28 protein-coding genes are annotated in these 24,913 nt (G+C 70.7%); 17 read left to right on the top strand and 11 right to left on the bottom strand.

Going from position 1 to position 24,913, the window contains the following annotated elements:
• Positions 1 to 10: 10 nt before the first annotated feature.
• Genes F6X38_RS13320 through F6X38_RS13310 form a run of 3 tightly spaced genes read right to left on the bottom strand, consistent with a single transcriptional unit; the run spans position 11 to position 3,166 of the window.
• Positions 11 to 892 carry a carbohydrate ABC transporter permease gene (locus F6X38_RS13320; RefSeq protein ID WP_150970318.1) on the bottom strand — a complete coding sequence of 294 codons (882 nt, stop codon included), beginning with the start codon at positions 890 to 892 and terminating at the stop codon, positions 11 to 13.
• Complete coding sequence (locus F6X38_RS13315) at positions 885 to 1,853, bottom strand: carbohydrate ABC transporter permease (protein WP_246191337.1); 969 nt, start codon at positions 1,851 to 1,853, stop codon at positions 885 to 887. The genes F6X38_RS13320 and F6X38_RS13315 overlap by 8 nt, the downstream gene beginning before the upstream one ends.
• Positions 1,854 to 1,870: 17 nt before the next feature.
• A complete protein-coding gene (locus tag F6X38_RS13310; RefSeq protein WP_150970317.1) occupies positions 1,871 to 3,166 on the bottom strand; it encodes an ABC transporter substrate-binding protein in 1,296 nt (431 codons plus the stop codon).
• A gap of 125 nt (positions 3,167 to 3,291) precedes the next feature.
• On the opposite strand from F6X38_RS13310, the gene F6X38_RS13305 reads away from it, so the two are divergent.
• From F6X38_RS13305 to F6X38_RS13285, 5 genes are all read left to right on the top strand, one after another.
• Positions 3,292 to 4,002: a TetR/AcrR family transcriptional regulator gene (locus tag F6X38_RS13305; RefSeq protein ID WP_150970316.1), complete on the top strand. Its 711-nt coding sequence runs from the start codon at positions 3,292 to 3,294 to the stop codon at positions 4,000 to 4,002.
• A gap of 143 nt (positions 4,003 to 4,145) precedes the next feature.
• Complete coding sequence (locus F6X38_RS13300) at positions 4,146 to 5,291, top strand: Gfo/Idh/MocA family protein (protein ID WP_161992748.1); 1,146 nt, start codon at positions 4,146 to 4,148, stop codon at positions 5,289 to 5,291.
• Positions 5,292 to 5,304: 13 nt separating this feature from the next.
• Positions 5,305 to 6,474, top strand: coding sequence for a dihydrodipicolinate synthase family protein (locus F6X38_RS13295; protein ID WP_150970315.1), 1,170 nt, complete (start codon positions 5,305 to 5,307; stop codon positions 6,472 to 6,474).
• A complete protein-coding gene (locus F6X38_RS13290; RefSeq protein ID WP_150970314.1) occupies positions 6,471 to 7,292 on the top strand; it encodes a sugar phosphate isomerase/epimerase family protein in 822 nt (273 codons plus the stop codon). The genes F6X38_RS13295 and F6X38_RS13290 overlap by 4 nt, the downstream gene beginning before the upstream one ends.
• 41 nt (positions 7,293 to 7,333) lie before the next feature.
• Positions 7,334 to 8,569: a Gfo/Idh/MocA family protein gene (locus tag F6X38_RS13285; protein WP_150970313.1), complete on the top strand. Its 1,236-nt coding sequence runs from the start codon at positions 7,334 to 7,336 to the stop codon at positions 8,567 to 8,569.
• A gap of 14 nt (positions 8,570 to 8,583) precedes the next feature.
• Here F6X38_RS13285 and F6X38_RS13280 read toward each other — a convergent pair whose 3' ends face one another.
• From F6X38_RS13280 to F6X38_RS13270, 3 genes are all read right to left on the bottom strand, one after another.
• A complete protein-coding gene (locus F6X38_RS13280; RefSeq protein WP_150970312.1) occupies positions 8,584 to 10,464 on the bottom strand; it encodes a DEAD/DEAH box helicase in 1,881 nt (626 codons plus the stop codon).
• 146 nt (positions 10,465 to 10,610) lie between these two features.
• Entirely contained in the window at positions 10,611 to 11,459 is an 849-nt protein-coding gene (locus F6X38_RS13275) for a GGDEF domain-containing protein (protein ID WP_150970311.1), read from the bottom strand.
• Between the two features lie 149 nt (positions 11,460 to 11,608).
• The gene (locus F6X38_RS13270; RefSeq protein WP_161992747.1) at positions 11,609 to 11,932 is read right to left on the bottom strand and encodes a PepSY domain-containing protein; all 324 of its coding nucleotides are present in this window, start codon (positions 11,930 to 11,932) and stop codon (positions 11,609 to 11,611) included.
• A 238-nt stretch (positions 11,933 to 12,170) separates the two neighbouring features.
• Here F6X38_RS13270 and pncB point away from each other — a divergent pair, with 238 nt between their 5' ends.
• Both pncB and F6X38_RS13260 read left to right on the top strand, forming a co-directional pair.
• Positions 12,171 to 13,475 carry a nicotinate phosphoribosyltransferase gene (gene pncB, locus F6X38_RS13265; protein ID WP_150970503.1) on the top strand — a complete coding sequence of 435 codons (1,305 nt, stop codon included), beginning with the start codon at positions 12,171 to 12,173 and terminating at the stop codon, positions 13,473 to 13,475.
• Positions 13,476 to 13,609: 134 nt separating this feature from the next.
• Entirely contained in the window at positions 13,610 to 14,434 is an 825-nt protein-coding gene (locus tag F6X38_RS13260; RefSeq protein WP_150970309.1) for a ferredoxin--NADP reductase, read from the top strand.
• 18 nt (positions 14,435 to 14,452) lie between these two features.
• Here the strand turns inward: F6X38_RS13260 and F6X38_RS13255 are convergent, their stop codons facing one another.
• On the bottom strand, positions 14,453 to 14,701 hold the full coding sequence (locus F6X38_RS13255; protein WP_150970308.1) for an Lrp/AsnC family transcriptional regulator: 249 nt from the start codon (positions 14,699 to 14,701) through the stop codon (positions 14,453 to 14,455).
• A gap of 50 nt (positions 14,702 to 14,751) precedes the next feature.
• Positions 14,752 to 16,533, bottom strand: a complete 1,782-nt coding sequence (gene ggt / locus F6X38_RS13250; protein WP_150970307.1) for a gamma-glutamyltransferase — start codon at positions 16,531 to 16,533, stop codon at positions 14,752 to 14,754.
• A 73-nt stretch (positions 16,534 to 16,606) separates the two neighbouring features.
• Between ggt and F6X38_RS13245 the strand changes: the two genes are divergently transcribed.
• The 3 genes from F6X38_RS13245 (at position 16,607) to F6X38_RS13235 (ending at position 18,592) form a co-directional block, all read left to right on the top strand.
• Complete coding sequence (locus F6X38_RS13245; protein ID WP_150970306.1) at positions 16,607 to 17,398, top strand: SDR family NAD(P)-dependent oxidoreductase; 792 nt, start codon at positions 16,607 to 16,609, stop codon at positions 17,396 to 17,398.
• 2 nt (positions 17,399 to 17,400) lie between these two features.
• The gene (locus tag F6X38_RS13240; protein ID WP_150970305.1) at positions 17,401 to 17,757 is read left to right on the top strand and encodes a dihydroneopterin aldolase; all 357 of its coding nucleotides are present in this window, start codon (positions 17,401 to 17,403) and stop codon (positions 17,755 to 17,757) included.
• A 196-nt stretch (positions 17,758 to 17,953) separates the two neighbouring features.
• Positions 17,954 to 18,592: an amino acid kinase family protein gene (locus F6X38_RS13235; RefSeq protein WP_150970304.1), complete on the top strand. Its 639-nt coding sequence runs from the start codon at positions 17,954 to 17,956 to the stop codon at positions 18,590 to 18,592.
• Between the two features lie 9 nt (positions 18,593 to 18,601).
• On the opposite strand, the gene F6X38_RS13230 is transcribed toward F6X38_RS13235, so the two are convergent.
• On the bottom strand, positions 18,602 to 19,585 hold the full coding sequence (locus F6X38_RS13230) for a hydantoinase/oxoprolinase family protein (protein WP_150970303.1): 984 nt from the start codon (positions 19,583 to 19,585) through the stop codon (positions 18,602 to 18,604).
• A gap of 80 nt (positions 19,586 to 19,665) precedes the next feature.
• Between F6X38_RS13230 and F6X38_RS13225 the strand changes: the two genes are divergently transcribed.
• The 6 genes from F6X38_RS13225 to F6X38_RS13200 all read left to right on the top strand — a co-directional run bounded on the left by F6X38_RS13225 (position 19,666) and on the right by F6X38_RS13200 (position 23,398).
• Positions 19,666 to 20,232 carry an MOSC domain-containing protein gene (locus tag F6X38_RS13225; protein ID WP_150970302.1) on the top strand — a complete coding sequence of 189 codons (567 nt, stop codon included), beginning with the start codon at positions 19,666 to 19,668 and terminating at the stop codon, positions 20,230 to 20,232.
• A complete protein-coding gene (locus F6X38_RS13220; RefSeq protein ID WP_150970301.1) occupies positions 20,229 to 21,050 on the top strand; it encodes an urease accessory protein UreD in 822 nt (273 codons plus the stop codon). Before F6X38_RS13225 ends, F6X38_RS13220 begins: the two co-directional genes overlap by 4 nt.
• A 19-nt stretch (positions 21,051 to 21,069) precedes the next feature.
• A complete protein-coding gene (locus F6X38_RS13215) occupies positions 21,070 to 21,372 on the top strand; it encodes an urease subunit gamma (protein WP_150970300.1) in 303 nt (100 codons plus the stop codon).
• 9 nt (positions 21,373 to 21,381) lie between these two features.
• A complete protein-coding gene (locus F6X38_RS13210) occupies positions 21,382 to 22,371 on the top strand; it encodes a small ribosomal subunit Rsm22 family protein (protein ID WP_150970299.1) in 990 nt (329 codons plus the stop codon).
• Positions 22,372 to 22,499: 128 nt separating this feature from the next.
• Positions 22,500 to 23,087, top strand: coding sequence for a HupE/UreJ family protein (locus F6X38_RS13205; RefSeq protein ID WP_150970298.1), 588 nt, complete (start codon positions 22,500 to 22,502; stop codon positions 23,085 to 23,087).
• Between the two features lie 5 nt (positions 23,088 to 23,092).
• Positions 23,093 to 23,398 carry an urease subunit beta gene (locus F6X38_RS13200; protein ID WP_150970297.1) on the top strand — a complete coding sequence of 102 codons (306 nt, stop codon included), beginning with the start codon at positions 23,093 to 23,095 and terminating at the stop codon, positions 23,396 to 23,398.
• Between the two features lie 25 nt (positions 23,399 to 23,423).
• On the opposite strand, the gene F6X38_RS13195 is transcribed toward F6X38_RS13200, so the two are convergent.
• Entirely contained in the window at positions 23,424 to 24,257 is an 834-nt protein-coding gene (locus F6X38_RS13195) for a hypothetical protein (protein WP_150970296.1), read from the bottom strand.
• Between F6X38_RS13195 and F6X38_RS23405 the strand changes: the two genes are divergently transcribed.
• Positions 24,238 to 24,387: a hypothetical protein gene (locus F6X38_RS23405; protein ID WP_161992746.1), complete on the top strand. Its 150-nt coding sequence runs from the start codon at positions 24,238 to 24,240 to the stop codon at positions 24,385 to 24,387. The genes F6X38_RS13195 and F6X38_RS23405 overlap by 20 nt on opposite strands.
• Here F6X38_RS23405 and F6X38_RS13190 read toward each other — a convergent pair.
• Positions 24,380 to 24,811, bottom strand: a complete 432-nt coding sequence (locus tag F6X38_RS13190; protein WP_150970295.1) for a hypothetical protein — start codon at positions 24,809 to 24,811, stop codon at positions 24,380 to 24,382. The two genes, F6X38_RS23405 and F6X38_RS13190, sit on opposite strands and share 8 nt — an antisense overlap.
• Positions 24,812 to 24,913: the final 102 nt, after the last annotated feature.

The raw sequence follows: 24,913 nt of genomic DNA, 5'->3' as shown, positions 1-24,913 counted from the left end.
GCGGATGATTTCAACGCTTCATGCCGGTGGTGGCGATGCCTTCGATGAGAAGGCGCTGGAAGAACAGGAAGAACAGGAAGACCGGCAGCAGCGACAGGTTCGACATAGCGAAGAGCGACGACCAGTCGGATGCGCCGGTGGAATCGACGAAGGAGCGAAGCCCGAGCTGCACCGTGTAGGTGTTGATGTCGTTGAGGTAGATCAGCGGCCCGAAGAAGTCGTCCCAGGTCCAGATGAAGGAGAAGATGGCGGCGGTCGCCAGCACGGGCACGGACAGCGGCAGCATGATCCGCCAGTAGATCCGCCAGGGCGAGCAGCCGTCCATCACCGCCGCCTCGTCGAGCTCGCGCGGGATGCCCCGGAAGAACTGCACCATCAGGAAGATGAAGAAGGCGTCGGTGGCGAGGTATTTCGGCACGATCAGCGGCAGGAAGGTGTTCACCCAGCCGACATGCAGGAACAGGATGTACTGCGGGATCAGGACGACGTGGTACGGCAGCATCAGCGTGCCGAGCATCAGCGCGAACCAGAAGTTTCGGCCGCGGAAGTCGAGCCGCGCGAAGGCGAAGGCGGCGAGCGAGCAGCCGACGACGTTGCCGATCGTGGCGAGGACCGCGATCACCAGCGAGTTCCAGAAGAAGCGGCCGAAACTCACCTGCAGGCTCGTCCAGCCCCGGACATAGGCGCCGAAGTCGGCCGAGGACGGGATCAGGGAGGAGGTGCCGAAAATCTCGTCGGAGGGACGCACCGAGCCCGACACCATCCAGAGGATCGGGTAGAGCATCAGCAGCGAGGCGAGGATCAGCGCCAGGTGGATCAGCGTGGACGCGGCGGGCGAGCGCCGGCCGGCGGGCTTGGGCGGCGGGAGAGCGGAGGCGGCTACGTCAGTCATCGTAGTGCACCCAGTAGCGGGCCGTCAGGAACGAGAAGGCCGTAAAACTCGCGATGATTACCACGAGGATCCAGGCCAGCGCCGAGGCGTAGCCCATGCGGAAGAAGCCGAAGGCCTCCTGGTAGAGGTAGAGGGTGTAGAACAGCGTCGAGTTGATCGGGCCGCCGGTGCCGTCCGAGATGATGAAGGCCGGCGTGAAGGCCTTGAAGGCGTCAATCGTCTGGATCACCGCGTTGAAGAAGATCACCGGGGTGAGCAGCGGCAGGGTGATCTTCCAGAACTGCCGGGTCTTCGACGCGCCGTCGATCTCGGCCGCCTCGTACATGTCGGCCGGAATCTGCCGGAGCCCTGCGAGGAAGATGATCATCGGCGAGCCGAACTGCCAGACCGACAGGACCACCAGCGTGTAGAGCGAGTATTTCGGGTTGGAGATCCAGCTCGGCCCCTCGACGCCGAAGAGCTGCCAGAGCGCCATGTTGACGAGGCCGTCCGAGGCGAAGAGCTGGCGCCACAGAACGGCGATGGCGACGGACGCGCCGAGGAGCGAGGGCAGGTAGAAGATCGCGCGATAGATCGGCAGACCCCGGAGGCCGCGGTTGAAGGCCATCGCGACGAGGAGCGCGAAGGCGAGCTTCAGCGGCACCGACAGGAGGACGTAGGTGAAGGTCACCTTCATCGCCGCCGCGAATTTCGGATCGGCGGTGGCGATGCGGACGTAGTTCGCCGCGCCCACCCAGTCCGGCGCGCGGATGAGGTCGTAGTTGGTGAAAGAAAGATACAGCGAGGCCAGCGCCGGCCCGAGCGTCAAGGCGAAGAAGCCGACGAGCCAGGGCAAGAGGAACAGGTAGGCCGGGCCGTTGCGCGTCCACGCCCGGCGCGCGGCCCCCGGCGCGACGGCGGCTGCGGCCCGCGGCGCCTTCGGGCTCGGGACCTCGACCGCGGCCGTCGTCTCGATCGCCATCCGCCGGAACCCCGCCGCTAGCCGCGCTTCAGAAGCGCGTTCGCCTCGTCCACGAGCCGCGTTCCGGCGTCTTCCGGCGCGGTCTGGTCGAAGCCGACTTCCTCGTTGAAGCGCTTCAGGACGTTCTGGAACTCGCCCGCTCCGGTCGGCGGCGAGGGCGGCAACGGCCCGACCGTCGGCGTCAACTGGTCCAGGAATTCCACGATCGCCTTGTCGACGTCGTTCAGTTCCGGCGTGATCAGATCGCGCATCGCCGGCGAGGCGGGGACGCCGCGCTCGATGCCGAGCGCCTTGACGCCGGGGCCTTCCGCGACGAGGAAGTTGGTGAAGCGGAGCGCGGCCGCCGGATCCTTGAGCGTCGCCGACAGGCTGAGCTGCATCGACGGCTTCAGGTAGTGGCCGGAGGGGCCGCCCGCCTTGAGGAGCGGAAACCCGCCGACCCCCAGCTTCGACTTGTTGAGCTTCTGGAACCCGACGAACTGGTTGGAATTGGCGTAGGCGGCCGCGGCCTTGCCGGTGGTGAGCGGGCTCGCATCGATGTTGGCGTTGTCGAGGGCCTGGATGTCGGCGGGAACGCAGGCGCCGTTGTCGCGCATCCCGGCCCAGAGCTTGAACCAGGCGGTCGCGTCCGCCGCCTCGTAGCCGAGCGCTCCGTCCGGCGTATAGAGCGCCTTGCCGTTCTGCCGCAGCCAGTTCTCGAAAGCCGGTTCGCTGCCGCCCCAGTCGGTCGTGGCGTAGTAGCCGGGCTTCGGCTTGTTCTCGCCGAACTTGACGCAGTTCGCCGCGAACTGTTCCCAGGTGGTCCCGAGCTTCGGCGGCTCGACCCCCGCCTTTTCCCAGGCCGCCGCGTCGTAGATGACGGCGCTGGAGTTCACCCCGAGATTGACGGCATAGAGCTTGCCGTCGACGCGGCCGGAATCGATGTTGGCCGCGCCGAAATCCTCGATCTTCAGCGCCTTGCCGATCTGATCGTCGAGCGGCATCAGCGCGCCGCGCCGGGCGTATTCGAACAGGTAGCGGTAGTCCATCTGGATGACGTCGGGCGCGTTGCGGCCGGCGACCTGGGTCGCGAGGCGCGGCCAGTAGTCCTGCCAGCCGGCGAACTCGCCGACGATCTCGGCGTCCGGCATCTCGGTCTTGAAGGCGGCGATCGCCTTCATCGTGCGGTCGGCGCGTTCCTGGCTGCCCCACCAGATGAAACGGAGGCGCTGCGCCTGCGCGAAGGCCGGGCCGCCGAGCGTGCCGAGCGACAAGGCCGCCGCGCCGCCGAGACCGCCGAGAAGCATGCTCCGCCGGTTCATCCGCATCGTCATCGCCTCGCCTCCTCCGTGGCGCGGTCCGAATCTCCCGTTCGAGCCGCCTCGGCTTGTTGCCGAATTATAACCGTTTAGTTACAAAGGGTGCGCACCGATCATCAAACTTGTCAAGCGGGGCCGGCATGGACGACGCGGCGGCGCGGATTTCCGGATCTTCCGGCGAGGAAGCAGATACGGCGCGCGCGGCCGACGCCAAGGCCCGCCCCGCGCGGCCCGGCCGCAACCCCGAGCGCACCCGCGCCGCGATCCTGGAGGCGGCGCGGCGCGAGATCGCCGAGAAGGGTCTCGCCGGCGCGCGCGTCGACGTCGTGGCGCGCCGCGCCGGCACCAACAAGCGGATGATCTACCACTATTTCGGCGACAAGGACGCGCTCTACCTCGCCGTCCTCGAGGATGCCTACGCCCGCATCCGCTTCGCCGAGCACCGGCTGGATCTCGGCCGTCGCGACCCGGAGGACGGATTGCGCGAGCTGTCGCTGTTCACCTGGCACTACTATCTCGACCATCCGGAATTCCTCTCGATCCTCGGCACCGAGAACCTCAACGGCGCGCGCTACCTCCGGCAGTCGGGGCACGTCGCCGCGATGCATTCGAACTTCATCGCCGAACTGTCCGACGTGCTCGCCCGCGGCGCGGCGACGGGCGCGTTCCGCGAGGGGCTCGACCCCGTCACCGTCTATCTCACCATCGCCTCGATGAGCTGGTTCTGCATCTCGAACCGCCACACGCTGTCGACGATCTTCCGCCGCGACCTCCAGTCGCCGGCCGAGATCGACCGCTGGGGCGAGCACGTCGTCGCGACGGTACTGGCGAGCGTACGCCGCGAAGCGTAGCCGCCCACCGCTCCGGCCGAGGATCGTTCCCGACGCCGCGGTTGACAAACCCGCCCGTTCCGCCGCACAAATAACCAAACGGTTACAAATCCGGCCGGAGGGTACGGGAGAACCTGGCGGCGCTCGCAGGAGGAGAAACGGCGATGGCCAAGCGCATCGGCGTGATCATGCACGGCATCACCGGCCGCATGGGCTACAACCAGCATCTCGTGCGCTCGGTGCTCGCCATCCGCGACGCCGGCGGCGTCACCCTCAGATCCGGCGAGCGGGTCGAGCTCGACCCGATCCTCGTCGGGCGGAACGAGGCGAAGGTGCGCGAGATCGCCGAGCGGCACGGGGTGAAGCGCTGGACCGGCGACATCGATGCGGCGCTCGCCGACCCGAACGACACGCTGTTCTTCGACGCCGGCACGACGCAGATGCGCGCCGGCCTGCTGACCCGGGCGATCGAAGCCGGCAAGAACGTCTACTGCGAGAAGCCGATCGCCGACACGCTGGACGAGGCGCTCAGCGTTGCGCGGCTCGCGGAGCGCTCGGGCGTCAAGCATGGCGTCGTGCAGGACAAGCTGTTCCTGCCGGGCCTGCAGAAGCTCGCGATGCTGCGCGACTCGGGCTTCTTCGGCCGCATCCTCTCGGTCCGGGCTGAGTTCGGCTACTGGGTGTTCGAGGGCGACTGGCAGGCGGCGCAGCGCCCGTCCTGGAACTACCGCACGAAGGACGGCGGCGGCATCATCCTCGATATGCTCTGCCACTGGCGCTACGTCATGGACAACCTGTTCGGGGCGGTGAAGGCGGTCTCCTGCCTCGGCGCGACGCATATTCCGCGCCGGGTGGACGAGCGGGGCGAGCCCTACGAGGCCGATGCCGACGACGCGGCCTACGCCACCTTCGAGCTGGAAGGCGGCGTCGTCGCCCACATCAACTCGTCCTGGGCGGTGAGGGTCAGGCGCGACGACCTCGTCACCTTCCAGGTCGACGGCACGCACGGCTCGGCGGTGGCGGGCCTGACGAAGTGCTGGACGCAGCACCGCGTCAACACGCCGAAGCCGGTCTGGAACCCCGACCAGCCGCAGACGATCGACTTCTACCGGACCTGGGACGAGGTGCCGGACAACAACCCGGGCGGCAACGGCTTCCGGGCACAGTGGGAGATGTTCATCCGCCACCTCGCGGAGGACGGTCCCTGGCCCTACGGGCTGATCGAGGGCGCGAAGGGCGTGCAACTCGCGGAACTGGGCCTCCGCTCCTGGCGCGAGCGGCGCTGGCTCGACGTGCCGGCGCTGGCTTGAGGAGGCGCTTGCCGTGACCGAGATCCGCCTGCCGACCGAAGGGCGCGCCGTCGAGACCTACCGCATGGCGGGCCGGGCCCTGCCGCTGGAGCGCCGCCGCGCCGCGGACTTCGACCGCATCGCCTATGCCGCGGCGCATGTCGTGGCCGACCCGCTGGCCGCGTCCGATCCGTGGCTGGAGCCGGCGATCGACTGGGACGCGACGCTGCGCTTCCGCCACCGCCTCTGGGACCTCGGCCTCGGCGTCGCGGAGGCGATGGACACGGCGCAGCGCGGCATGGGCCTCTCCTGGGCGGACGCGCAGGAGCTGATCCGCCGCTCGCTGAAGGAGGCAAAGACGCGCGATGACGCGCTCGTCGCCTGCGGCGCGGGCACCGACCATCTCGCTCCCGCGCCCGGCCTGTCGCTGGACCGGATCGTCGAGGCCTACCACGAACAGCTCGGCTTCGTCGAAGGCGAAGGCGGCCGGGTCATCCTGATGGCGAGCCGGGCGCTGGCAGCGAGCGCCCGCTCGCCGGACGACTATCTGGAGGTCTATTCGCGCGTGCTGGGGCAAGCGCAACAGCCGGTGATCATCCACTGGCTGGGCGAGATGTTCGACCCGGCGCTGGAAGGCTACTGGGGAGACAAGGACCATCTCGCTGCGATGAACACCTGCCTCGCGATGATCGAGGCGAACGCCTCGAAGATCGACGGCATCAAGATTTCGCTCCTCTCCGCCGAGAAGGAGATCGCCATGCGCCGCCGGCTCCCCGCGGCGGTGCGGATGTATACCGGCGACGACTTCAACTATGCCGAGCTCATCGCCGGCGACGAACACGGTCATTCCGACGCGCTGCTCGGCATCTTCGACGCCATCGCCCCGGCGGCCTCCGTCGCGCTGGCGCATCTGAAGCGCGGCAGCCTCAACGAGTTCCACGACGTGCTGGAGCCGACCGTCGCCCTGTCGCGGCACATCTTCCGCGCGCCCACCCGCTTCTACAAGACCGGCGTCGTGTTCCTCGCCTGGCTGAACGGGCTGCAGGATCACTTCACCATGGTCGGCGGGCAGGAAAGCGCCCGCTCGACGCTGCATTTCGCCGAACTGTTCCGCCTCGCCGACAAGGCGCATGTCCTCGGCGAGCCGGACCTCGCCGCGCGGCGGATGCGCAGCTTTCTCGAACTTCGCGGCGTCGCGGCATGAGCGCCGACCTCGCCGGCCTGTCGATCAACGTCGCGACGATCCGGCAGGGCGAAACGTTCGGTGCGATGGTGGACGCGTGCCTGAAGCACGGCATCACCGCGATCGCCCCGTGGCGCGAATACGTGACGGACCTTCCCGAGGCCGCGCGGATCGTGCGGGAGAACGGGCTCCGCGTCACCGGCCACTGCCGCGGCGGCTTCTTTCCCGCCGCCGACGAAGCCGGCCGGCGCGCCGCGATCGAGGAGAACCGCCGCGCAGTCGACGAGGCGCAGGCGCTCGGGGCCGACTGCCTCGTCCTCGTGGTCGGCGGCCTGCCGCCCGGCTCGCGCGACCTGCCCGGCGCGAGGCAGATGGTGGCGGACGGCATGGCCGAACTGCTTCCCTATGCACGCCAAGCGAAGGTGCCGCTGGCGATCGAGCCGCTGCACCCGAGCTACGCGGCCGACCGCGCCTGCATCAACACGCTGAAGCAGTCGCTCGACCTCTGCGACGCGCTCGGGGACGGCGTCGGCGTCGCGATCGACGTCTACCATTGTTGGTGGGACCCGGAGCTGGAAGCGCAGATCATGCGCGCCGGCCGGGAAGGGCGCATCCTCGCGCACCACATCTGCGACTGGCTGGTGCCGACCACCGATATTCTGAACGACCGCGGCATGATGGGCGACGGGGTGATCGACCTCAAGGCGTTTCGTCGCATGATCGAGGCGGCGGGTTTCCACGGGGCGCAGGAGGTCGAGATCTTCTCGAACCGATGGCGGGCGCGGCCGGTCGACGAGGTGCTGCGAACCTGCGTCGAGCGGTTCCGCACCGCCTGCTGAAAAGGTGGCCGCGCGCGAAAAGCGCGGCCGGAGGACATGACATGACCCGAATCCGCTACGTGCTCGTCGGCACCGGCAACCGCGGCACCACCATGTGGGGGCAGGGGCTGCTGGCCGGCTGGAGCGACTATGTCGAGCTGGTCGGCATCTGCGACCTGAACCTGATGCGCGCCGAACGGGCGCGCACGATGATCGGCTCCGGCGCGCCGCTCTTCGACGATGTCGACCGGATGCTGGCGGAATTGAAGCCCGACCTCGCCATCGTCTGCACGCCGGACGCGACGCACGACGACATCATCGTCAAGGCGCTGGAGGCCGGCGCGAACGTCATCAGCGAGAAGCCGATGGCGACGACAAAGGCGAAGGTCGAGCGCATCCGCGACGCGGAGGCGCGCACCGGCAAGCGCGTCGACGTCTCGTTCAACTACCGCTTCTCGCCGACCGCCGCGCGGATCAAGGAACTGATCGAGGAGGGCGCGATCGGGACGGTCACCTCGGTCGACTTCCACTGGTACTTGGACAACCAGCACGGGGCCGACTACTTCCGCCGCTGGCACGCCTTCACCGAGCATTCCGGCTCGCTCTTCGTCCACAAGGCGACGCACCATTTCGACCTCCTGAACTGGTTCCTCGATTCCGACCCGGAGGAGGTGAAGGGCTTCGGGCAGCTCCTCCACTACGGGCGGCAGGGGCCGTTCCGGGGCCCGCGCTGCCGGACCTGCGAATATGCCGAGGTCTGCGACTACCACATGGACCTCGGCGCCGACCCGTTCCTCGACACGCTCTACGAGGAGCCGTCCGCCGTCGACGGCTACTTTCGCGACGCCTGCGTGTTCCGCGAGGAGATCGACGTCCCGGACACGATGACCGCCTCGATCCGCTACCGGAGCGGCGTGCAGGTCTCCTACTCGCTCAACACCTACATGCCGATCGAGGGGCACCACATCGCCTTCAACGGCCACAAGGGCCGGATCGAGATGCGGCAATACGAGAAGCAGCCTTGGAGCGAGCCGCCGGCCGACGAGATCCTCTTGGTCAAGAGCTTCGGCGGCGGGGTGGAGCGCATCTGGGTGCCGCACGAGCCGGGCGGCCACTACGGCGGCGACAACCGCATGCGCGACATGATCTTCAAGCCGGGCTCGAACGACCGTCTGCGCCAGCGCGCCGGCTCTCGGGCAGGGGCGATGTCGGTGCTGGTCGGCGTCGCGGCGCTGCAGAGCTCGCGCGCCGGCGGCTCGGTCGCGATCGACCCGCTGCCGCCCGAATTCGTGCGGTAGCCGCGTGTCCGGCGCTACTCGCCGCCGGACTTGCGCTTGAATTTCGGCTTCGGCTTGCCGCCGGGTCCCTTCGGCACCCCTTCGCCACGCTTTTCGAACGGACGCTTCGCCGGCTTATCTGCGCGGAACGGCCGGCCTTCGGACGGGGGACGGCCTTCGCCGAACGGCTTGTTGTCGCGGAACGGCTTGCCCTTCCCCTTCGCGAACGGACGACCGCCGCCGCCGCCCCGCGCCTCGATATTCCCCTCGGCCTGGGTGATGGCGATGCCGTCCTCGTCCGAGCCGCCCCGCGTTTCGCGCGCGGCCTCGGCGAAGCGCTGCGCCGCGCCGGCGGCGACCTCGAACTTCGTCTCGCGGTCGTAGATCTTGATCGCGCCGATCTCGTCGCGCGACACCCGGCCGCGCCGGCAAAGGAGCGGCAGCAGCCATTTCGGGTCGGCCTCGTTGCGCCGGCCGATGTCGAGACGGAACCAGACCGCCGGGCCGATCGCGCCCTGCCGGCCGGGCTTGGCGCGGGGCGTCCGGCCGCCCTCGCCGTCCGCCTCGTGGCGGGGCGGGCGGACCGGGCGCTCGTCCTGTCGGAAGCCGGGATCGAACACCTCCTCCGGCGCCGGCAGGCGGTCGCGGTAGAGCCTGACCAGCGCGGCGGCGACGGCTTCCGGCGAGCGGTTCGCGAGGAGCGCGCGGGCCGCGGCGGCCTCCTCCTCGCTCGGCTCCGCGGCGATCAGCGGATCGGCCGCGAGGCGCGCGTCGTCGCGCTCGCGGATCGCGTCCGCGGTCGGCGCGCCCTCCCATTTCGCCCGAAGGCCCGCTTCGGCGAGGAGGCGCTCGGCCTTGCGCCGCCGCGACATCGGCACGAGCAGCACCGAGACGCCCTTGCGGCCCGCGCGGCCGGTGCGGCCCGAGCGGTGCTGCAGCACTTCCGCGTCGTTCGGCAGGTCGGCGTGGATCACCAGGCCGAGGCGCGGCAGGTCGATGCCGCGCGCCGCGACGTCGGTCGCGACGCAGACCCGCGCCCGCCCGTCGCGCAGCGCCTGCATGGTGCCGTTGCGCTCCGACTGCGTGAGCTCGCCCGACAGCGCGACGGCGGTGAAGCCGCGCTCCACGAGGTTGGAATGGAGGTGGCGCACCGCCTCGCGGGTGCGGCAGAACACGATGGCGCTGGCCGAGTCCTCGAAGCGCAGGACGTTGACGACGGCGTGCTCCATCTCGTTCGGCACGATCCGCACCGCCCGGTACTCGATGTCGGCGTGGCCGCTCGCCTCGCCCTTCACCTCGATCCGCAGGGCATTGCGCTGGTAGCGCTCGGCCATCGACTGGATGGCTTTCGGCAGCGTCGCGGAGAACAGCAGCGTGCGACGCTCAGCCGGCGTCGCCTCCAGGATGAATTCGAGGTCCTCGCGGAAGCCGAGGTTCAGCATCTCGTCCGCCTCGTCGAGAACCAGAGCGCGCAAGGAACCGATCCGGAGCGCCCGGCGCTCCAGGTGGTCGCGCAGCCGCCCGGGCGTCCCGACCACGACATGCGCCCCATCGTCGAGCCGCCGCTTCTCGGCGCGCGGGTCCATGCCGCCGACGCAGGTGACAATCCGCGCGCCGGCCTGCCCGTAGAGCCAGCCGAGCTCGGCCGCCACCTGCAGCGCCAGCTCGCGCGTCGGCGCGACGACGAGCACGGCGGGATCGCCGGCCGGCCCCAGCGTCTCCGCTTCGCCGAACAGCGCGCCGGCAACGGCGATGCCGTAGGCGACGGTCTTGCCGGAGCCGGTCTGGGCGGAGACGAGGAGGTCGCGCGCCTCGGTGCCGCCTTCCGTCACGCGGTCCTGCACCGGCGTCGGCTCGGCGAAGCCGCGCTCGGCGAGAGCACGGGCGAGCGGCGGGAACATCGGGCGGAAGGGCATCTGGCGAATCCTGAGACGGCGGCGGCGCCGGCCGTCGTTTCCCGCATCGAGCGGGGACAGGCGCGCGGCGTCCCGCCGCTCTGTCGCACGGCAAGCCACCCGTCGCAACCGCGAGGGCGGCAGGGCAGCTATGCCGGACGCGACCCTCAGGCGGCGCGGAGATCCTTCTGCCGGTACATCGCCGCGTCGGCGGCCGCCATCACGTCGTCGGTGGACATCGCCGGCGCCCAGAGCGCGCTGCCGAGGCTGACGCCGACGATGAGGTCGAGCGCGCCGATGCGCAAGGGGCCGGCGAGCTTGCCGCGCAGCCGGTCGAGCGCGACGGCGATCGCCCCCTCGCTTCCCGCCGAAAGGATCGCCGCGAACTCGTCGCCGCCGATCCGCGCCAGCCGGTCGGTGTCGCGGATGCCGGCGGCGAGCCGCCAGGCGATGGCTTTCAGCACCGCGTCGCCGACGCCGTGGCCGTGCGTGTCGTTGATCGGCTTGAAGCGGTCGACGTCGGCGAGCACCACGGTGAACGGCCGCCCGGTATCCCGGGCCTTGGCCACGGCGTTTTCGAGGTCGCGCTCGAAGCGGCGGCGGTTGCAGATGCCGGTCAACGGATCCTTGAACGCGGCGGAGCGTAGTTCGATCTCCGCCTGCTTCTTCTCGGTGATGTCGATCACGAGGCCGAGGATCTGGACGATGCGCCCTTCGCAGCCGACCACCGGCGAGAGCGTGGTGCGCCACCACTTGTGGCCGCCCGGCAGGTCCAGCTCCTCCTCGTATTCCTGCATCAGGCGCGCTTCGACGCAGCGCCGGTAGTTCGCGACGAGGCGGTCGGCGACCGCGGCGGGAACGTAGTCGTGGGGCGTGCGGCCGACGACCATCGCCTTGGTCAGGCCGCTCACCGCCGTGTTCGCGGCGTTCAGCCCGTCGTAGCGGAAGCTGCCGTCCTCGCCGACCGCCACCGTGAAGGCGGGGACGCCGAGAAGGTCGATATCGATGAGGGGCATGGGCGGCGGCACCGGCGGTGGTGGTGGTGTGGCGGAAGTCTGCCGGCGATCTTAGGCTGCTCCGCGTGAACAGGAAGCAAACGGCGGAGCCATACGAAAAAGCCCCGCGGTCGGGCGGGGCTTTCTGAGGATAGCGGGGATGCCGCCGGTCAGCGGACCGACAGCACGTTGCCGCTGAACTTGTCGACGTCGACCGTGATGTCGCGGCCGCGGCGGTCGGCACCTTCGACGCGGAAGGAGCGGCGACGCTCGCTGACCGAATCGACGTCGCGCAGGCCTTCCGAGCGGGCGATGCGGACCGCCTCGCGCTGCGAGATGCCGTCGTCGTCGTCGTTGCGGTTGTTGCGGCCCTGGTCGCGGCCGTCGTTGAGGCGCACGCCGTTCGGTCCGAACTCGATGCCTTGAGCGAAGGTCGGGGCGGAAATGCTGACGAGGCCGAGAGCGATGGCACCGGCTGCGATCAACTTCTTCATGACAGTCTCCTCGGTTTCGGAACGGCGGCGGAGCGGTCCCCGACGCCGGAGTCGGTTCATCAAAGAGTTCGACGGCGCGTTTGGTTCCGATCCGCAAGCAAATGCCGGGATATGCTGGGCCGCGCCCCGCCGTTTCATGGTCGTGGCCGCAAAGGACTTGGCGTGGCGCAGCACATGGCGTAGAGCGCTTGCCGCGCGGTCCGGTTAACCGAAAGCGAAAAACAAGTTGAGTTCGACCATGGTCGCGACCGACATCGCCACGCGGGTCTGGAACCACACGTTCAAGCTGGACCCGATCGTCCGCTCGCTCCTGGATACCGACTTCTACAAGCTGCTGATGCTCCAGATGATCTGGGGCCTCCACCGCGACACCGACGTCACCTTCTCGCTGATCAACCGGACGAGAAGCGTCCGGATCGCCGACGAGATCGACGAGAACGAGCTGGGCGCCCAGCTCGACCACGCCCGCACCGTGCGCCTGACGAAGCGCGAGATGATCTGGCTCGCCGGCAACACCTTCTACGGCTCGGACCAGATCTTCCGCCCGGCCTTCCTCGATTGGCTGGCGGATTTCCAGCTTCCCCCGTACGAGCTGCGGCGCGTCGACGGGCAGTTCGAGCTCCTGTTCCACGGGCGCTGGACCGACACGACGATGTGGGAGATCCCGGCGCTCGCCGTGATCAACGAGCTGCGCTCGCGCGCGGCGCTGCGCGACTACGGCCGCTTCGAGCTCGACGTCCTCTATGCGCGGGCGAAGGCCAAGATGTGGGAGAAGGTCGAGCGGCTGCGCCAGCTCCCGGACCTCCGCATCACCGATTTCGGCACGCGCCGCCGCCACTCGTTCCTCTGGCAGCGCTGGTGCGTCGAGGCGCTGAAGGAGGGGCTCGGCCCGAACTTCATCGGCTCCTCCAACGTGCTCCTCGCGATGGACACCGACGTCGAGGCGATCGGCACGAACGCGCACGAACTGCCGATGGTGATGGCGGCGCTGGCGCGGAGCGACGCCGAGCTGCGCGACGCGCCCTACCGCATCCTGAAGGACTGGCAGAGCTACTACGGCGGCAACCTCCTCGTCGTCCTGCCGGACGCCTTCGGCACGGACTCGTTCCTGAAATGCGCGCCGGCCTGGCTGACGGACTGGACGGGCTTCCGCCCCGATTCCGCCCCGCCGATCGAGGGCGGCGAGAAGATCATCGAGTGGTGGAAGCGGCACGGCGTCGACCCGCGCGAGAAGCTCTTGGTCTTCTCCGACGGCATGGACGTCGACGGCATCGAGGCGACCTACCGGCACTTCGCCGGGCGCTCGCGCATGAGCTTCGGCTGGGGCACCAACCTCACCAACGACTTCCGGGACATCGAGCCGCACGGCGGCTCGGGGCTCGAAGCCATCTCGCTGGTCTGCAAGGTCGTTTCCGCCAACGGCCGGCCGGCGGTGAAGCTGTCCGACAACCCGGCGAAGGCGACCGGCGACCCCGCCGAGATCGAGCGCTACCGCCGCGTCTTCGCCGCCCCGCAGAATATTCCCCGTCCGGTGCTGGTTTGAGAAAACCAGTCCTCGCGGGCGCCGGCGATTTCGGGCATGCGAACGGCACGTGACGGGACCGCCTTCCGCGACAGGCGAGAATCCCTATCTTCCGCCCCGACTTCCCGCCCGACCAGAACGGAACCGAACTGCCGATGACCGTGTCCGCCACCGCGACGATCGATGCCGCCGCGCCAGCCTTCCCTATTCCCGCCGGGGTCTTCGCGCAGGAAGTGACGGAGGTGCAGCACTATACCGACCGGCTGTTCCGCTTCCGCATGACCCGGCCGGACGGTTTCCGCTTCCGCTCCGGCGAGTTCGTGATGATCGGCCTGCCGAACGCCGAGAAGCCGGTCTACCGCGCCTATTCGATCGCGAGCCCGGCCTGGGACGAGGAACTCGAGTTCTTCTCGATCAAGGTGCCGGACGGCCCGCTGACCGAGCACCTGCAGAAGGTGCAGCCCGGCGACACGGTGCTGATGCGCAAGAAATCGACCGGCACGCTCGTCGCCGACGCGCTCCTGCCCGGCAAGCGCCTCTACCTGTTCTCGACGGGCACCGGCATCGCGCCCTTCGCCTCGGTCGCCCGCGACCCGGACATCTACGAGAAGTTCGAGACGGTGGTGATCACCCACACCTGCCGCACCGAGGCCGAGCTCGCCTACGGGCGCGAGCTGGTCGACAACATCCTTTCCGACGAGCTGATGCGCGAGTTCGCCGGCGGCAAGCTCCTCCTCCATTCCACCGCGACCCGCGAGGGCGCGGCGAAGGGCGAGCGCGTCACGACTCTCATTGAGACCGGCAAGCTCTTCGAGGACCTGGGGCTGCCGCCGCTCGATCCCGAGACCGACCGGGCGATGATCTGCGGCTCGATGGACATGCTGAAGGAGACCGCTAGCCTGATGGAGCGCTTCGGCCTCGTGGAGGGCTCGAACTCCAGCCCCGGCACCTACGTCGTGGAGCGCGCCTTCGTCGACTGAAGCGGGCCGCCTCGCCTTCTACCCCTGCCCGAACGCCTTGAAGGCGACGGTGGTGAAGGTGTCGGCGATGCCGTCGGCGGTCTGCAGCCGCTCGGTGACGAAGTGGCCGATGTCCTGGTCGTCGGCGAGGTAGAACTTCGCGATCAGGTCGTAATGGCCGGAGGTCGAATAGACTTCCGAAATCTCCTCCACCTCCTGCACCAGCCGGTCGGCGACCTCGTAGGCCCGGCCCGGCCGGCACTTGAACTGGACGAAGATCGTCTGCATCGCGGCATTCCCATTGGTTCGCGGCAGGTGCGCCGACCTCCTCGCCCAAGTCAATCGCCGAGCGCGACGCCGTCGCGGCGCGGGTCCGCTCCGCCTTCCAGTCCCTCCGGCGTGATCCGGATCGCGTGGAGGCCGGAATTGAGGTCGACCACCTTCGTCGCGAAGCCAAGGCCCTTCAGCGCCGGCTCCAGCGTCTCGGCCTCCGTGCCCTTCTCGATCTCGAAAGCCGTGCCGCGGTGGAGGAGGTGCGGCAGCGACACCGCGGCTTGGACGTCCATGTTCCAGTCGAGCACGGCGACGAGCGCCTCCGCGACGAAGCCGATGATCGAGGAGCCGCCGGGCGAGCCGATCGCCAGCACCGGCGCGCCGTCCCGCATCACGATCGTCGGGGCCATCGAGGAGCGCGGCCGCTTGCCGGGCTCGACGCGGTTGGCGATCGGCGCTCCCTTTTCCTGCGTCGCGAAGGAGAAGTCGGTCAGCTCGTTGTTCAGGAGGAAGCCGCTGACGAAGAGCCGCGAGCCGAAGCCGTTCTCGATCGTCGTCGTCATCGAGACGAGGTTGCCGTCCCGGTCGCGGATGGCGAAATGGCTGGTGGAGGGGAGTTCGAGGCTCGCGTCGTCGCCTCGCTCCAGCTTCGCGTGGTCGAAGGCCGGGTCGCCGGGCTTCACCTCGTCGTCCGGCAGCGCGCGGGTCGTGCCGTCGAGCAGCTTCGCACGGTCCGCCAGATAGCCGGGATCGAGCAGCCCGCGCACCGGCACGGCCATGAAGTCCGCGTCGGCGAGGTAGCGGCCGCGGTCGGCGAAGGCGAGGCGCGAGGCGTCGCCGATCCGCCGCCAGCTCTCGACGCTCTTCGGTCCGAGCGCCGCGATGTCGGTCGGCTGGAGGACGCCGAGGATCTGCCCGACCGCCACCGCGCCGGAGGACGGCGGGCCCATGCCGCAGATCTGGTAGACGCGGTAGGGCGCGCAGACCGGCGGGCGCTCCTTCACCTCGTAGCCTTTCAGGTCGTCCAGCGACAGCGTGCCGGGGTTCGGCTGCCCGTCGATACCCTTCGCCGCCGCCACCGCGCCGACGATCGCCGCCGCCGTCTCGCCCTCGTAGAAGCCGGCGGGGCCGTCTCGCGCGATCCGCTCCAGGACGGCGGCGTAGTCGGGATTGCGCACCATTGCGCCGGCGGCGAGCGGCTGGCCGTCCGGGAAGAAATACGGGCGCATCGACTCGGATTTCAGGAGGTCCGGGTCCTCGGCGAGGAGCGAATGCAGCCGCTCCGACACCGGGAAGCCCTCGCGCGCGAGCTTCATCGCCGGCTCCACCACCCGCCGCCAGGCGAGCCTGCCGTAGCGGGCGTGGACGGTGGCGAGAAGCCTGACGGTGCCGGGCGTCCCGACCGAGCGCCCGCCGACCACGGCGGGGACGAACTTCAGCGGCTGGCCGTCCTCCCCGAGGAACAGCTTCGGCGTCGCGTGCGCCGGGGCCGTCTCGCGCCCGTCGAAGGTGGTGAGGCGCTTCGCGCCGGCGTCCCACCAGACGAGGAACGAGCCGCCGCCGAGCCCGGAGGACTGCGGCTCGACGAGGCCGAGCACGAGCTGCACCGCGACCAGCGCGTCGGCGGCGTTGCCGCCTTCCCGCAGGATCGCCCGCCCCGCTTCCGCCGCCAGCGGATGCGCCGCGACCACCATCTGCTCCTTCGCGCGGACGAGGGGTTTGGCGACCGTGCCCGTCGCGGCTTCCGGCATCGCCGGCGCGGCGGCGGGCGGGGACGCCTCCTGCGCGCCGGCCCGGAGGACGAGGAACCCGGCGAGAAGGGCCCCGGCGAATTTCGACACCCGCATCCCGCGACTCCCGGTTTGACGCCTCGGCAAGCTTAGGGGAAGAGGGAAGCGAAGCAACGGCGAGAGGCGTCAGATGGATCTCGGATTGAAAGGCAAGGTCGCGGTGATCACCGGCGGCTCGGTCGGCATCGGCCTCGCGATCGCGGAAGGGCTGGCGGCGGAGGGCGCCGAGGTCGTCCTCGCGGCGCGGCACGGCGAGCGCGCGGAAAACGAGGCGCGGCGCATCTCGGACCGGTTCGGCACCCGCGCGATCGGCGTCGCGGCCGACGTCGCGACGGTGGAGGGCACCGCCGCGCTGGTCGGCGCGGTGGCGGAGGAATTCGGCGGCGCCGACATCCTCGTCAACAATGCCGGCACCGGCTCGAACGAGACGGTGATGGAGGCGCCGGACGAGAAGTGGCAGCAGTACTGGGACCTCCACGTCATGGCGGCGGTGCGGCTCGCGCGGGGCTTCGCGCCGCAGATGAAGGCGCGCGGCGGCGGCGTCATCCTCCACAACGCCTCGATCTGCGCTGTGCAGCCGCTCTGGTACGAACCGATCTACAACGTCACCAAGTCGGCGCTGATGATGTTCTCGAAATGCCTCGCGACCGAGCTCGTGACGGACAACATCCGCGTCAACTGCGTCAATCCGGGCCTCGTGCTGACCCCCGACTGGCAGAAGACGGCGAAGCAGTTGACGGCGGACACGGGCGGCGATTGGGAAGGCTACCTGCAGGGCGTCGCCGACGAGCACGCGCCGATCAAGCGCTTCGCCTCGCCGGCCGAGGTCGCGCACTTCTTCGTGTTCCTCTGCTCCGACAAGGCGACCTATTCGATCGGCTCCGAATACGGCGTCGACGGCGGCATGCGGAAAGGGCTCTGAGCATGGAGGCAGGCACCCGCATCGACCGCGTCTTCGTGCGCGATCTCGTTCTCGAACTGGAGATCGGCGTCTTCGCGCACGAGCACGGGCGGCGGCAGCGGGTGCGCTTCTCGGCCGAGGCGGAGATTCCGGTCGGCGCGGGGGCGCGGGGGCCGGAAGGCTACTATTCCTACGACCTCATGATCGAGGCGATTCGGGCAAGCGAAAAGCGCGGCCACGTGGAGCTGGTGGAAAGCCATGCCGAAGCGATCGCGGCGCGGATTCTCGCCGACGAGCGTGTCGCCGCCGTGACCGTGCGGGTGGAAAAGCTCGATCTCGGACCCGGCGCGGCGGGTATCGAAATCCGGCGAAGCCGATAGGATCGCTCGGGTTTTTTGCATTGCAGCGACGATTCACGATGCATAGTCAGGAACCGACCGGCCGTGTTGCGGCTTGCCCCTTTACCGCCTTAAGGTAGCCGGACGTTCGACCGGATCTCCTGGACGGAAAGGAGAGACGACCGTTCTGGGATCGTCCGAATCAACAGGAGGCGCCGCATCGCGGCGCTTTGCGCTCATGGATAACGTCCTCGTCGTCAAGCTCGGTGGCTCCTCGGCATCCTCGCCCGATTTCGTGCGCTGGATCGAGGCCGTGGAGACGGCGAAGGGGAAGGTGGTGGTGATGCCGGGCGGCGGGCCCTTCGCCAACACGGTGCGGCGCTACCAGCACCGCATCGGCTACGACGAGGAAGCCGTGCAGGCGATGAACATCCTCGCCATGGAGCAGTTCGGCTTCGCCCTGAAGAGCCTCGGCACGCGGATGGTGACGGCCTCCGACACGGCGGCGCTGGAGGCCGCCTTCGCGGCCGACAAGATCCCGGTCTGGCTGCCCGCCGTGCCGGCCTTCCGGGAAGCCGCCATCCGCACCAATCCGGACGTGACCTCCGATTCCATCGCCGCCTGGTTCGCGGGCCAGTACGCCAATGCGCGGCTGCTCCTCGTCAAGCAGCTCGACGTGCCGGCCAACGCCACCGTCGAGACGCTCGTCCATGCCGAGATGGTCGATCCCGCCTTCCTGACCTTCCTGAAGCCGCAGACCCGGGTCTTCCTCGCCGGGCCGAACGACATCGCGCTCGCCGGCAAGCGGTTCTCGGAGGGCGCCGTCCCCGGCCGCGAGCTGCGCCGGGCCGGCGACCTTCTCAACGCCGCGGAGTAGCGCTTTCCGTCAGCCGCGCCCGGCGATGATCGCCAGCGCCGCGGCGGCGGCCGCCTCGCCGACATCGTCGCGCAGCGCCGAGCGGCATTCCACCAGATCGGCGAAGTCGACGACGCCGCGGTCGAGGCGCGTCGCGAGGCGCTTCAGCACCGAGCGCCCGACCCCGGCCACCACGGCCGGCGCGTCCGGCTCGAGGTCGCCGCGCGACAGGACCAGTTCGGCCGCGTCGTGAAGGCGGCGAAGCTGCACCTCGGCGAAGGCGTGCGCCACCGTCCGGAAATCGTGGTCGCGCATCTCGGCGGCGTCGCGCCCGATCATCCGCGCGATCCGCGCCCGCGCGTCGGCCGGCTCGTCCTCGTCGGCGACAGCCGCCAGTACCTGCCGCACGTCCGCCATCGTCGCCAGCGGCTCGGCGATCACCGGTACGCGGGCTCCGGCGACGGGCACCCGCTCGGCCACCGCCATCAGGGCGGTGCGCGAGAAGCCCTGGTAGACGAGCTCGCCGAAGCGGAGGCGCTCGGCGTCGCCGAACCCCTCGGCCCGGATCGCGCCACCCGCGACGGGCGTGATGTCGGTGGTGGTGGACCCCATCGCGAGGAACAGCGCGGCGTCGATCCGCTCCGCGACGATCCGCGCCGCCGCGTGCCAGTTCGCCGAGGCGACAGCCTCGCTCGCTTCCGGGTCGGGGACGAGACCGGCCGGTCCCGCATAGAAGACGACGCCCTCGCCGAGCCGGCCGCGCGCCGCGCGCGCCAGCGCCGCGACGCCTTCGCGCCGGTCGGGAAAGACGTCCGAGAGTTCGCCCGTCATCGTGACCGCGTGGCGGTCGGCGGGTCCCGCTTCGGCGGCGATCCGCGCCAGCGCCGCCTCGAAGCCGGCGAGGTCGCGGTCCGGCGGCGCCGGCACCCGCCAGACGCCCACCACCTCGCCATCCTCGGCCAGCGCCGCCTTCAGATGCGCGCCGCCGACATCCCACCCAAGCACCCGAGCCATGGACTCGTTTTCGCGTTCCCGTCCCCTGCTTCCCGTTCTATAGCGGCGGGCGGCGCGAAAACCAAACGCGGATGGTGCTGATGCTGGAACCGGATCGAGCGGGCGGAGGGGGGCGGGTCGTCGGGCTCGCCGCCGATGGGACGCACCGCTTCTCGAAACGGCCGGTGGAACGGCTGCGGCTCCTCGAAGGGCTCGGCGTCGAGGGCGACGCGCATGCGGGGCGCACCGTCCAGCACCTGTCGCGCGTCCGGCGCGACCCGACGCAGCCGAACCTCCGGCAGGTGCACCTGATCCATACCGAACTGTTCAAGGAGCTGGAATCGCTCGGGTTTCACGTGAAACACGGCGATCTCGGCGAGAACGTCGCGACGGGCGGCGTCGATCTTCTCGCCCTGCCGCGCGGCACCAGGCTGCGGCTGGGCGCGGAGGCGGTGGTGGAGATCACCGGTCTGCGCAACCCCTGCGCCCAGATCGACCGCTTCCGCTCCGGGCTGATGCACGCGGTGCTGGACCGGGACGCGGCCGGCGGGCTCGTGCGGAAAGCCGGCGTGATGGCGGTGGTGCTGCGCGGCGGCGAGGTCGCGGCGGGGGATCCGATCGCGGTGGAACTGCCGGCGGAACCGCACCAGAAGCTCGAACCGGTTTGAGCGTCGTCGAAGCGTCCCCGGCGCTGCAGCGCGCCGCGGGCCGCGCCGCCGTTTCCGTGCGGGCGGCAGCGGACGGGCCGACGCGGCTCGAGCGCCTCCACCAGGCGGGCTGCCTGAAGCTGCGCTTCCCCCGGCTGCCGGGCGGGCGGCTGGAGGGCGTCCTGATCAACACGGCGGGCGGCCTCACCGGCGGCGACCGGCTGCAACTGGACGCCGCGGTCGTGGGGCAGGGCGCGGCGTTGACGCTGACGACGCAGGCCGCCGAGCGCGTCTATCGCGCCGCCGCCGGCGAGGCGGAGGTCGCGGTCCGGCTCCATGTCGGCGCTGAGACCGCGCTCGCCTACCTGCCGCAGGAGACGATCCTCTTCGACGGCGGCCGGCTGCGCCGCCGGCTCGACGTCGACCTCGCCGCGTCGAGCCGGCTCCTCCTCTGCGAAAGCGTCATCCTCGGCCGGACGCTGATGGGCGAGACGGTGCGCACCGGCCTCTTCCGCGATTCGTGGCGGGTGCGGCGCGAGGGGCGGCTCGTCTTCGCCGAGGAAGCGCGGCTCGACGGCGACATCGAGAGCTGCCGCATCGCGAAGGCCGGGCTCGGCGGCGCCCGGGCCTTCGCGAGCCTCCTCGTGCAGGACGAGCGAGCGGAAAGCCTCGTCGCGCCGCTGCGCGAGCAACTCGGAGAGCACGGCGGCGCAAGCCTCGTCGACGGGCTTCTCGTGGCGCGGCTAGCGGCCGCCGACGGTTTCTCGCTGCGCAAACGCCTCGTTCCCGCGCTCGCCACTCTCGCCAAGGGCGGGCTGCCGCGCGTATGGTCGCTTTGACGAGAAGGACGAGCCGCCGATGCAACTGACGCCGCGCGAGAAGGACAAGCTTTTGATCGCCATGGCGGCGGAAGTCGCGCGGAAGCGCCTAGCGCGCGGCGTCAAGCTGAACCACCCGGAAGCGATCGCGCTCATCTCCGACTTCGTGGTGGAGGGCGCGCGCGACGGCCGCACCGTCGCCGACCTGATGGAGGCCGGCGCGCACGTCGTCGGGCGCGCGCAGGTGATGGAGGGCATCGCCGAGATGATCCACGACGTCCAAGTCGAGGCGACCTTTCCGGACGGCACCAAGCTCGTGACGGTGCACCAGCCGATCCGCTAGCGGCATCCGATGGCCGACCTGCCGATCTGGCTCGCCCGCGCGGTGGAGAGCGAGCTGGAGGGCCGTGCCCGCCGCGATCTCGCCGAGCGCTCCGCCAGGATTACCTCGACCTACCGCGCCGGGCGCGGTTCGCGCGAAGCCGTGGCGGGCGAGGCGGACGCGCTGGCCTACGCCGTCGCCCGGATGCCGGCGACCTTCGCGAGCGCTTCCCGCGTCCTCGCCGAGATCCGAGACCTCCTGCCGGAATTCGCGCCGCGCTCGGTGCTGGACGCGGGCTGCGGGCCGGGCACCGCCGGCTTCGCGGCGCTGGACGCCTGGGGCGACGAGCTCGCCGTTCTCGCGCAGGAGGACCGCAACGCCGCCTTCCTCGCGCAGGCCGGACGCTTCGCCGCCGCCGCCGGCGGGGCGTTCCGGTTGCGGCAGGCGAGCGTGGAACTCGGCCGCTCCGCCGCGCCGGCGGACACGGCGGAGCGCTTCGACCTCGTGCTCCTCGGCTACGTCCTCGCCGAGTTCGACCTCGACGCGGCGGCGACGCTGGCGGAGCGGATGTGGGGGCGGACGGCGGAGGCGCTCGCGATCGTCGAGCCCGGCACGCCGGACGGCTACCGCCGCATCCTCGCCGCGCGACGCCGGCTTCTCGCGGCGGGCGCGCATATCCTCGCGCCCTGCCCGCACGCGAAACCCTGTCCGCTGGTTCCGCCGGACTGGTGCCACTTCTCCGAGCGCCTGCCGCGCCGCCGCGCCCATATCGCGGCGAAGGGCGCGACGCTGCCCTTCGAGGACGAGCGCTTCGCGTATCTCGTCGCGCTGCGGGGAGCCCCGCCCGAGGAGTCCCGGGCGGCGCGGATCGTCGCACCTCCCGCGATCTCGAAGCCGGCGATCGCCCTGAAGCTCTGCCGGCCGGACGGCACCGCGTCCGTCGAGACCGTCGCGAAGCGCGACAAGACCCGTTTCGCCGTTGCGCGCCGTCTCGACTGGGGCGACCGGTTCGAGGCCTGAAGCGGTCCCGCACACGAAAATTCGGCCCGCCCGCTTTTGACAGCCGGGACGAAGCCGCGCATGGTCGCCCTATAACCGGTGCGACCCAAGCCGGGGCACCGCTGTTCGACTTGATCCGAGGAACATCCATGCCGAAACGTCTCGCCGCCGCCACCGCCGCCGCCGCCTTTCTCGCCGGCGCGGCGCCCGCCTTCGCCCACCTGAACCCGGCCGAGCACGGCTCGCTGCTCGCCGGCGTCTCGCATCCGCTGACCGGCCTCGACCATATCCTGGCGATGGTGGCGGTCGGCCTCTGGGCGGCGCAACGCGGCGGCCGGGCGGTCTACGCGGTGCCGGCCGCCTTCGTCGGCACGATGATCGTCGGCTTCGGGCTCGGCCTCGCCGGCGTCACCCTGCCCTTCGTCGAGCCGATGATCGCGGCCTCCGTCCTCGCGCTCGGCGTCCTGGTGGCGAGCGCCGCGCGGTTGCCGGTGGCCGCGAGCGCCGGGCTCGTCGGCCTCTTCGCGCTGTTCCACGGCGTCGCGCACGCCTCCGAGCTCGGCGGCGCCGGCGCGCTGTCCTTCGGCTTCGGCTTCGTCCTCTCGACCGCGGCGCTCCACGCGGCCGGCATCGGGCTCGGCCTCACGCTCGGCCGCGGCGGTTGGGCGGGCTCCGCGCTCGGACGGCTCCTCGGCGCCGGCACGGCCGCGGCCGGCCTCGCCCTGATGCTCGGCTGACCCGCATGATTCCCGGCGAGATTCTCACCGCCGACGGCGAGCTCGTCCTGAACGAGGGTCTTGCCGTCACGGTGCTGGAAGTCGCGAACACCGGCGACCGGCCGGTGCAGGTGGGCTCGCACTACCATTTCGCCGAAACCAACCCGGCGCTCGCCTTCGATCGCGAGGCGGCGCAGGGCCAGCGGCTCGACATCCCGGCCGGCACGGCGGTGCGCTTCGAGCCGGGCCAGACCCGCGAAGTCCAGCTCGTGCCCTTCCGCGGCAGCCGCGAGGTCTACGGCTTCAACGCCCGGGTGATGGGCGCGCTCTGATCGCGCGCCCTTTCCGCTCCAACCCTCAGTCGCCGTTCGGGCGGGGCGTCGCGCTCGGCTCGGACCCCAGCGCGCCCCGGATGCCGCCGATGTCGACCGCGACCGGCGGCTTCGGGATGCGGTAGTCCTCCGGCCGCCCGGCACCGGCCGCGCCGCCTTCGGTCGCGGTGCCGGTGCCGCTGCTGCCGAGCCCGCCGTTGCCGGTGCCCCCGCCGATCGTCGTCGCGCCGCTGGCGGAGGCGGTGTTCGGGCTGCCGGAGGTCGCGACCGAACCCGCATTCACCGAGTTGAGGTTGGTCTGGCCGGCGGTCGCGGTGGACTGCGTCGAGAGCGACGTGTCGCCGCCGGACGCTCCCGTATCGCCAGTGTTGGAACTGGCGGGCGAACTGGTGGAGATGTCGCCGCCGCTGGTGGGACCGGTGCCGGCCGCAGCTCCCGTCCCCGTTCCGCTCGCCGTCCCGGAGGTCGTGCCGGTGCCTCCTGCCGCTCCGGTCCCGGTCGTGCCGGCGCCGGGCGAGGCGCCGCCGACGCCCCCCGCCGAGCCGGACGTGGTGCTGCCCGACGTCGCGCCGGTGCCGCTCGTGGTGCCGGGCGAAACGGGCGAGGGCGAGGTGGGCGTCGTGCTGGAGCCGCCGATGCCGCTCCCGCCGATTCCCGTACCGCCGCCGCCGACGCCGCCAGCTCCCGTCCCACCGCCGATGCCGCTCGCGCCGCCGCTGCCGATGCCGCCACCCCCGGCCGAGCCCCCGCCGACCCCGCCACCGCCGGCGCCGCCACCGCCGCCCGCCGATTGGGCGAAGGCGGGGGCCGCTGCGGCGAGCATGAGGATCGAGGCGGCGATGATGCGTGTCTTCGTCATGATGGGTGACTCCCGGATCCTGATCGTCCGCGCCGAACCGGGCGGCGCGGGCATGGCTGCTGTCGGCGTAACGCGCGAGGGACGCGTTGTTTCATTCCGCGCCGTGTTCGGCGTTCGTGCGTTTACCTAGCCGGCGCGACGATGCGCGCCCGGCCGCCCCGACTGAAGCTCGAGCCGCGCGTGACGCTGGAGGCGCCGATCGCGTTCGGGCCGCCGGTCGCGAATTCGCCGGCATTCACGGGGTTGAGGTCGGCGCGACCCTGCGTCGCCACCGCCTCATTCGAGCGCTCCCCGTCCGGCCGCGGTACGCGGGGGCGGAGGTAGCTGTTGTCGTACTCGCGGCCGTAGGCGCGCTCTTCCACCGTGTCGCCGAAGATCGGCGCGTCCTTGATCCGCGGCCCGGCACGGGTCGGCGGCGCGCCGTCGATTCGCGCGCCCGCCATCGACGAGCCGGGCACGCTGGAGGTCGGGCCGGGCTCGAAGGGCTGCGCGAGGGCGGGCAGGGGAAGCATCGCCGCCAACAGAAGGAGGGTCGCGCCCTCGGGAATTCGCATGGAGTCCGCCTCCGGTATGTCGCGGGGCCTTTCCCGGCAGATAGGGACGCCGGTCGGCTTTGACAAAGCCGGCGCGATCGGCTCGGATCGCCGCGCCCGCTC

The organism is Plantimonas leprariae, from assembly GCF_008802405.1.
Lineage (GTDB): Bacteria > Pseudomonadota > Alphaproteobacteria > Rhizobiales > Rhizobiaceae > Plantimonas > Plantimonas leprariae.
This window is presented reverse-complemented; position numbering and strand designations above follow the sequence as displayed.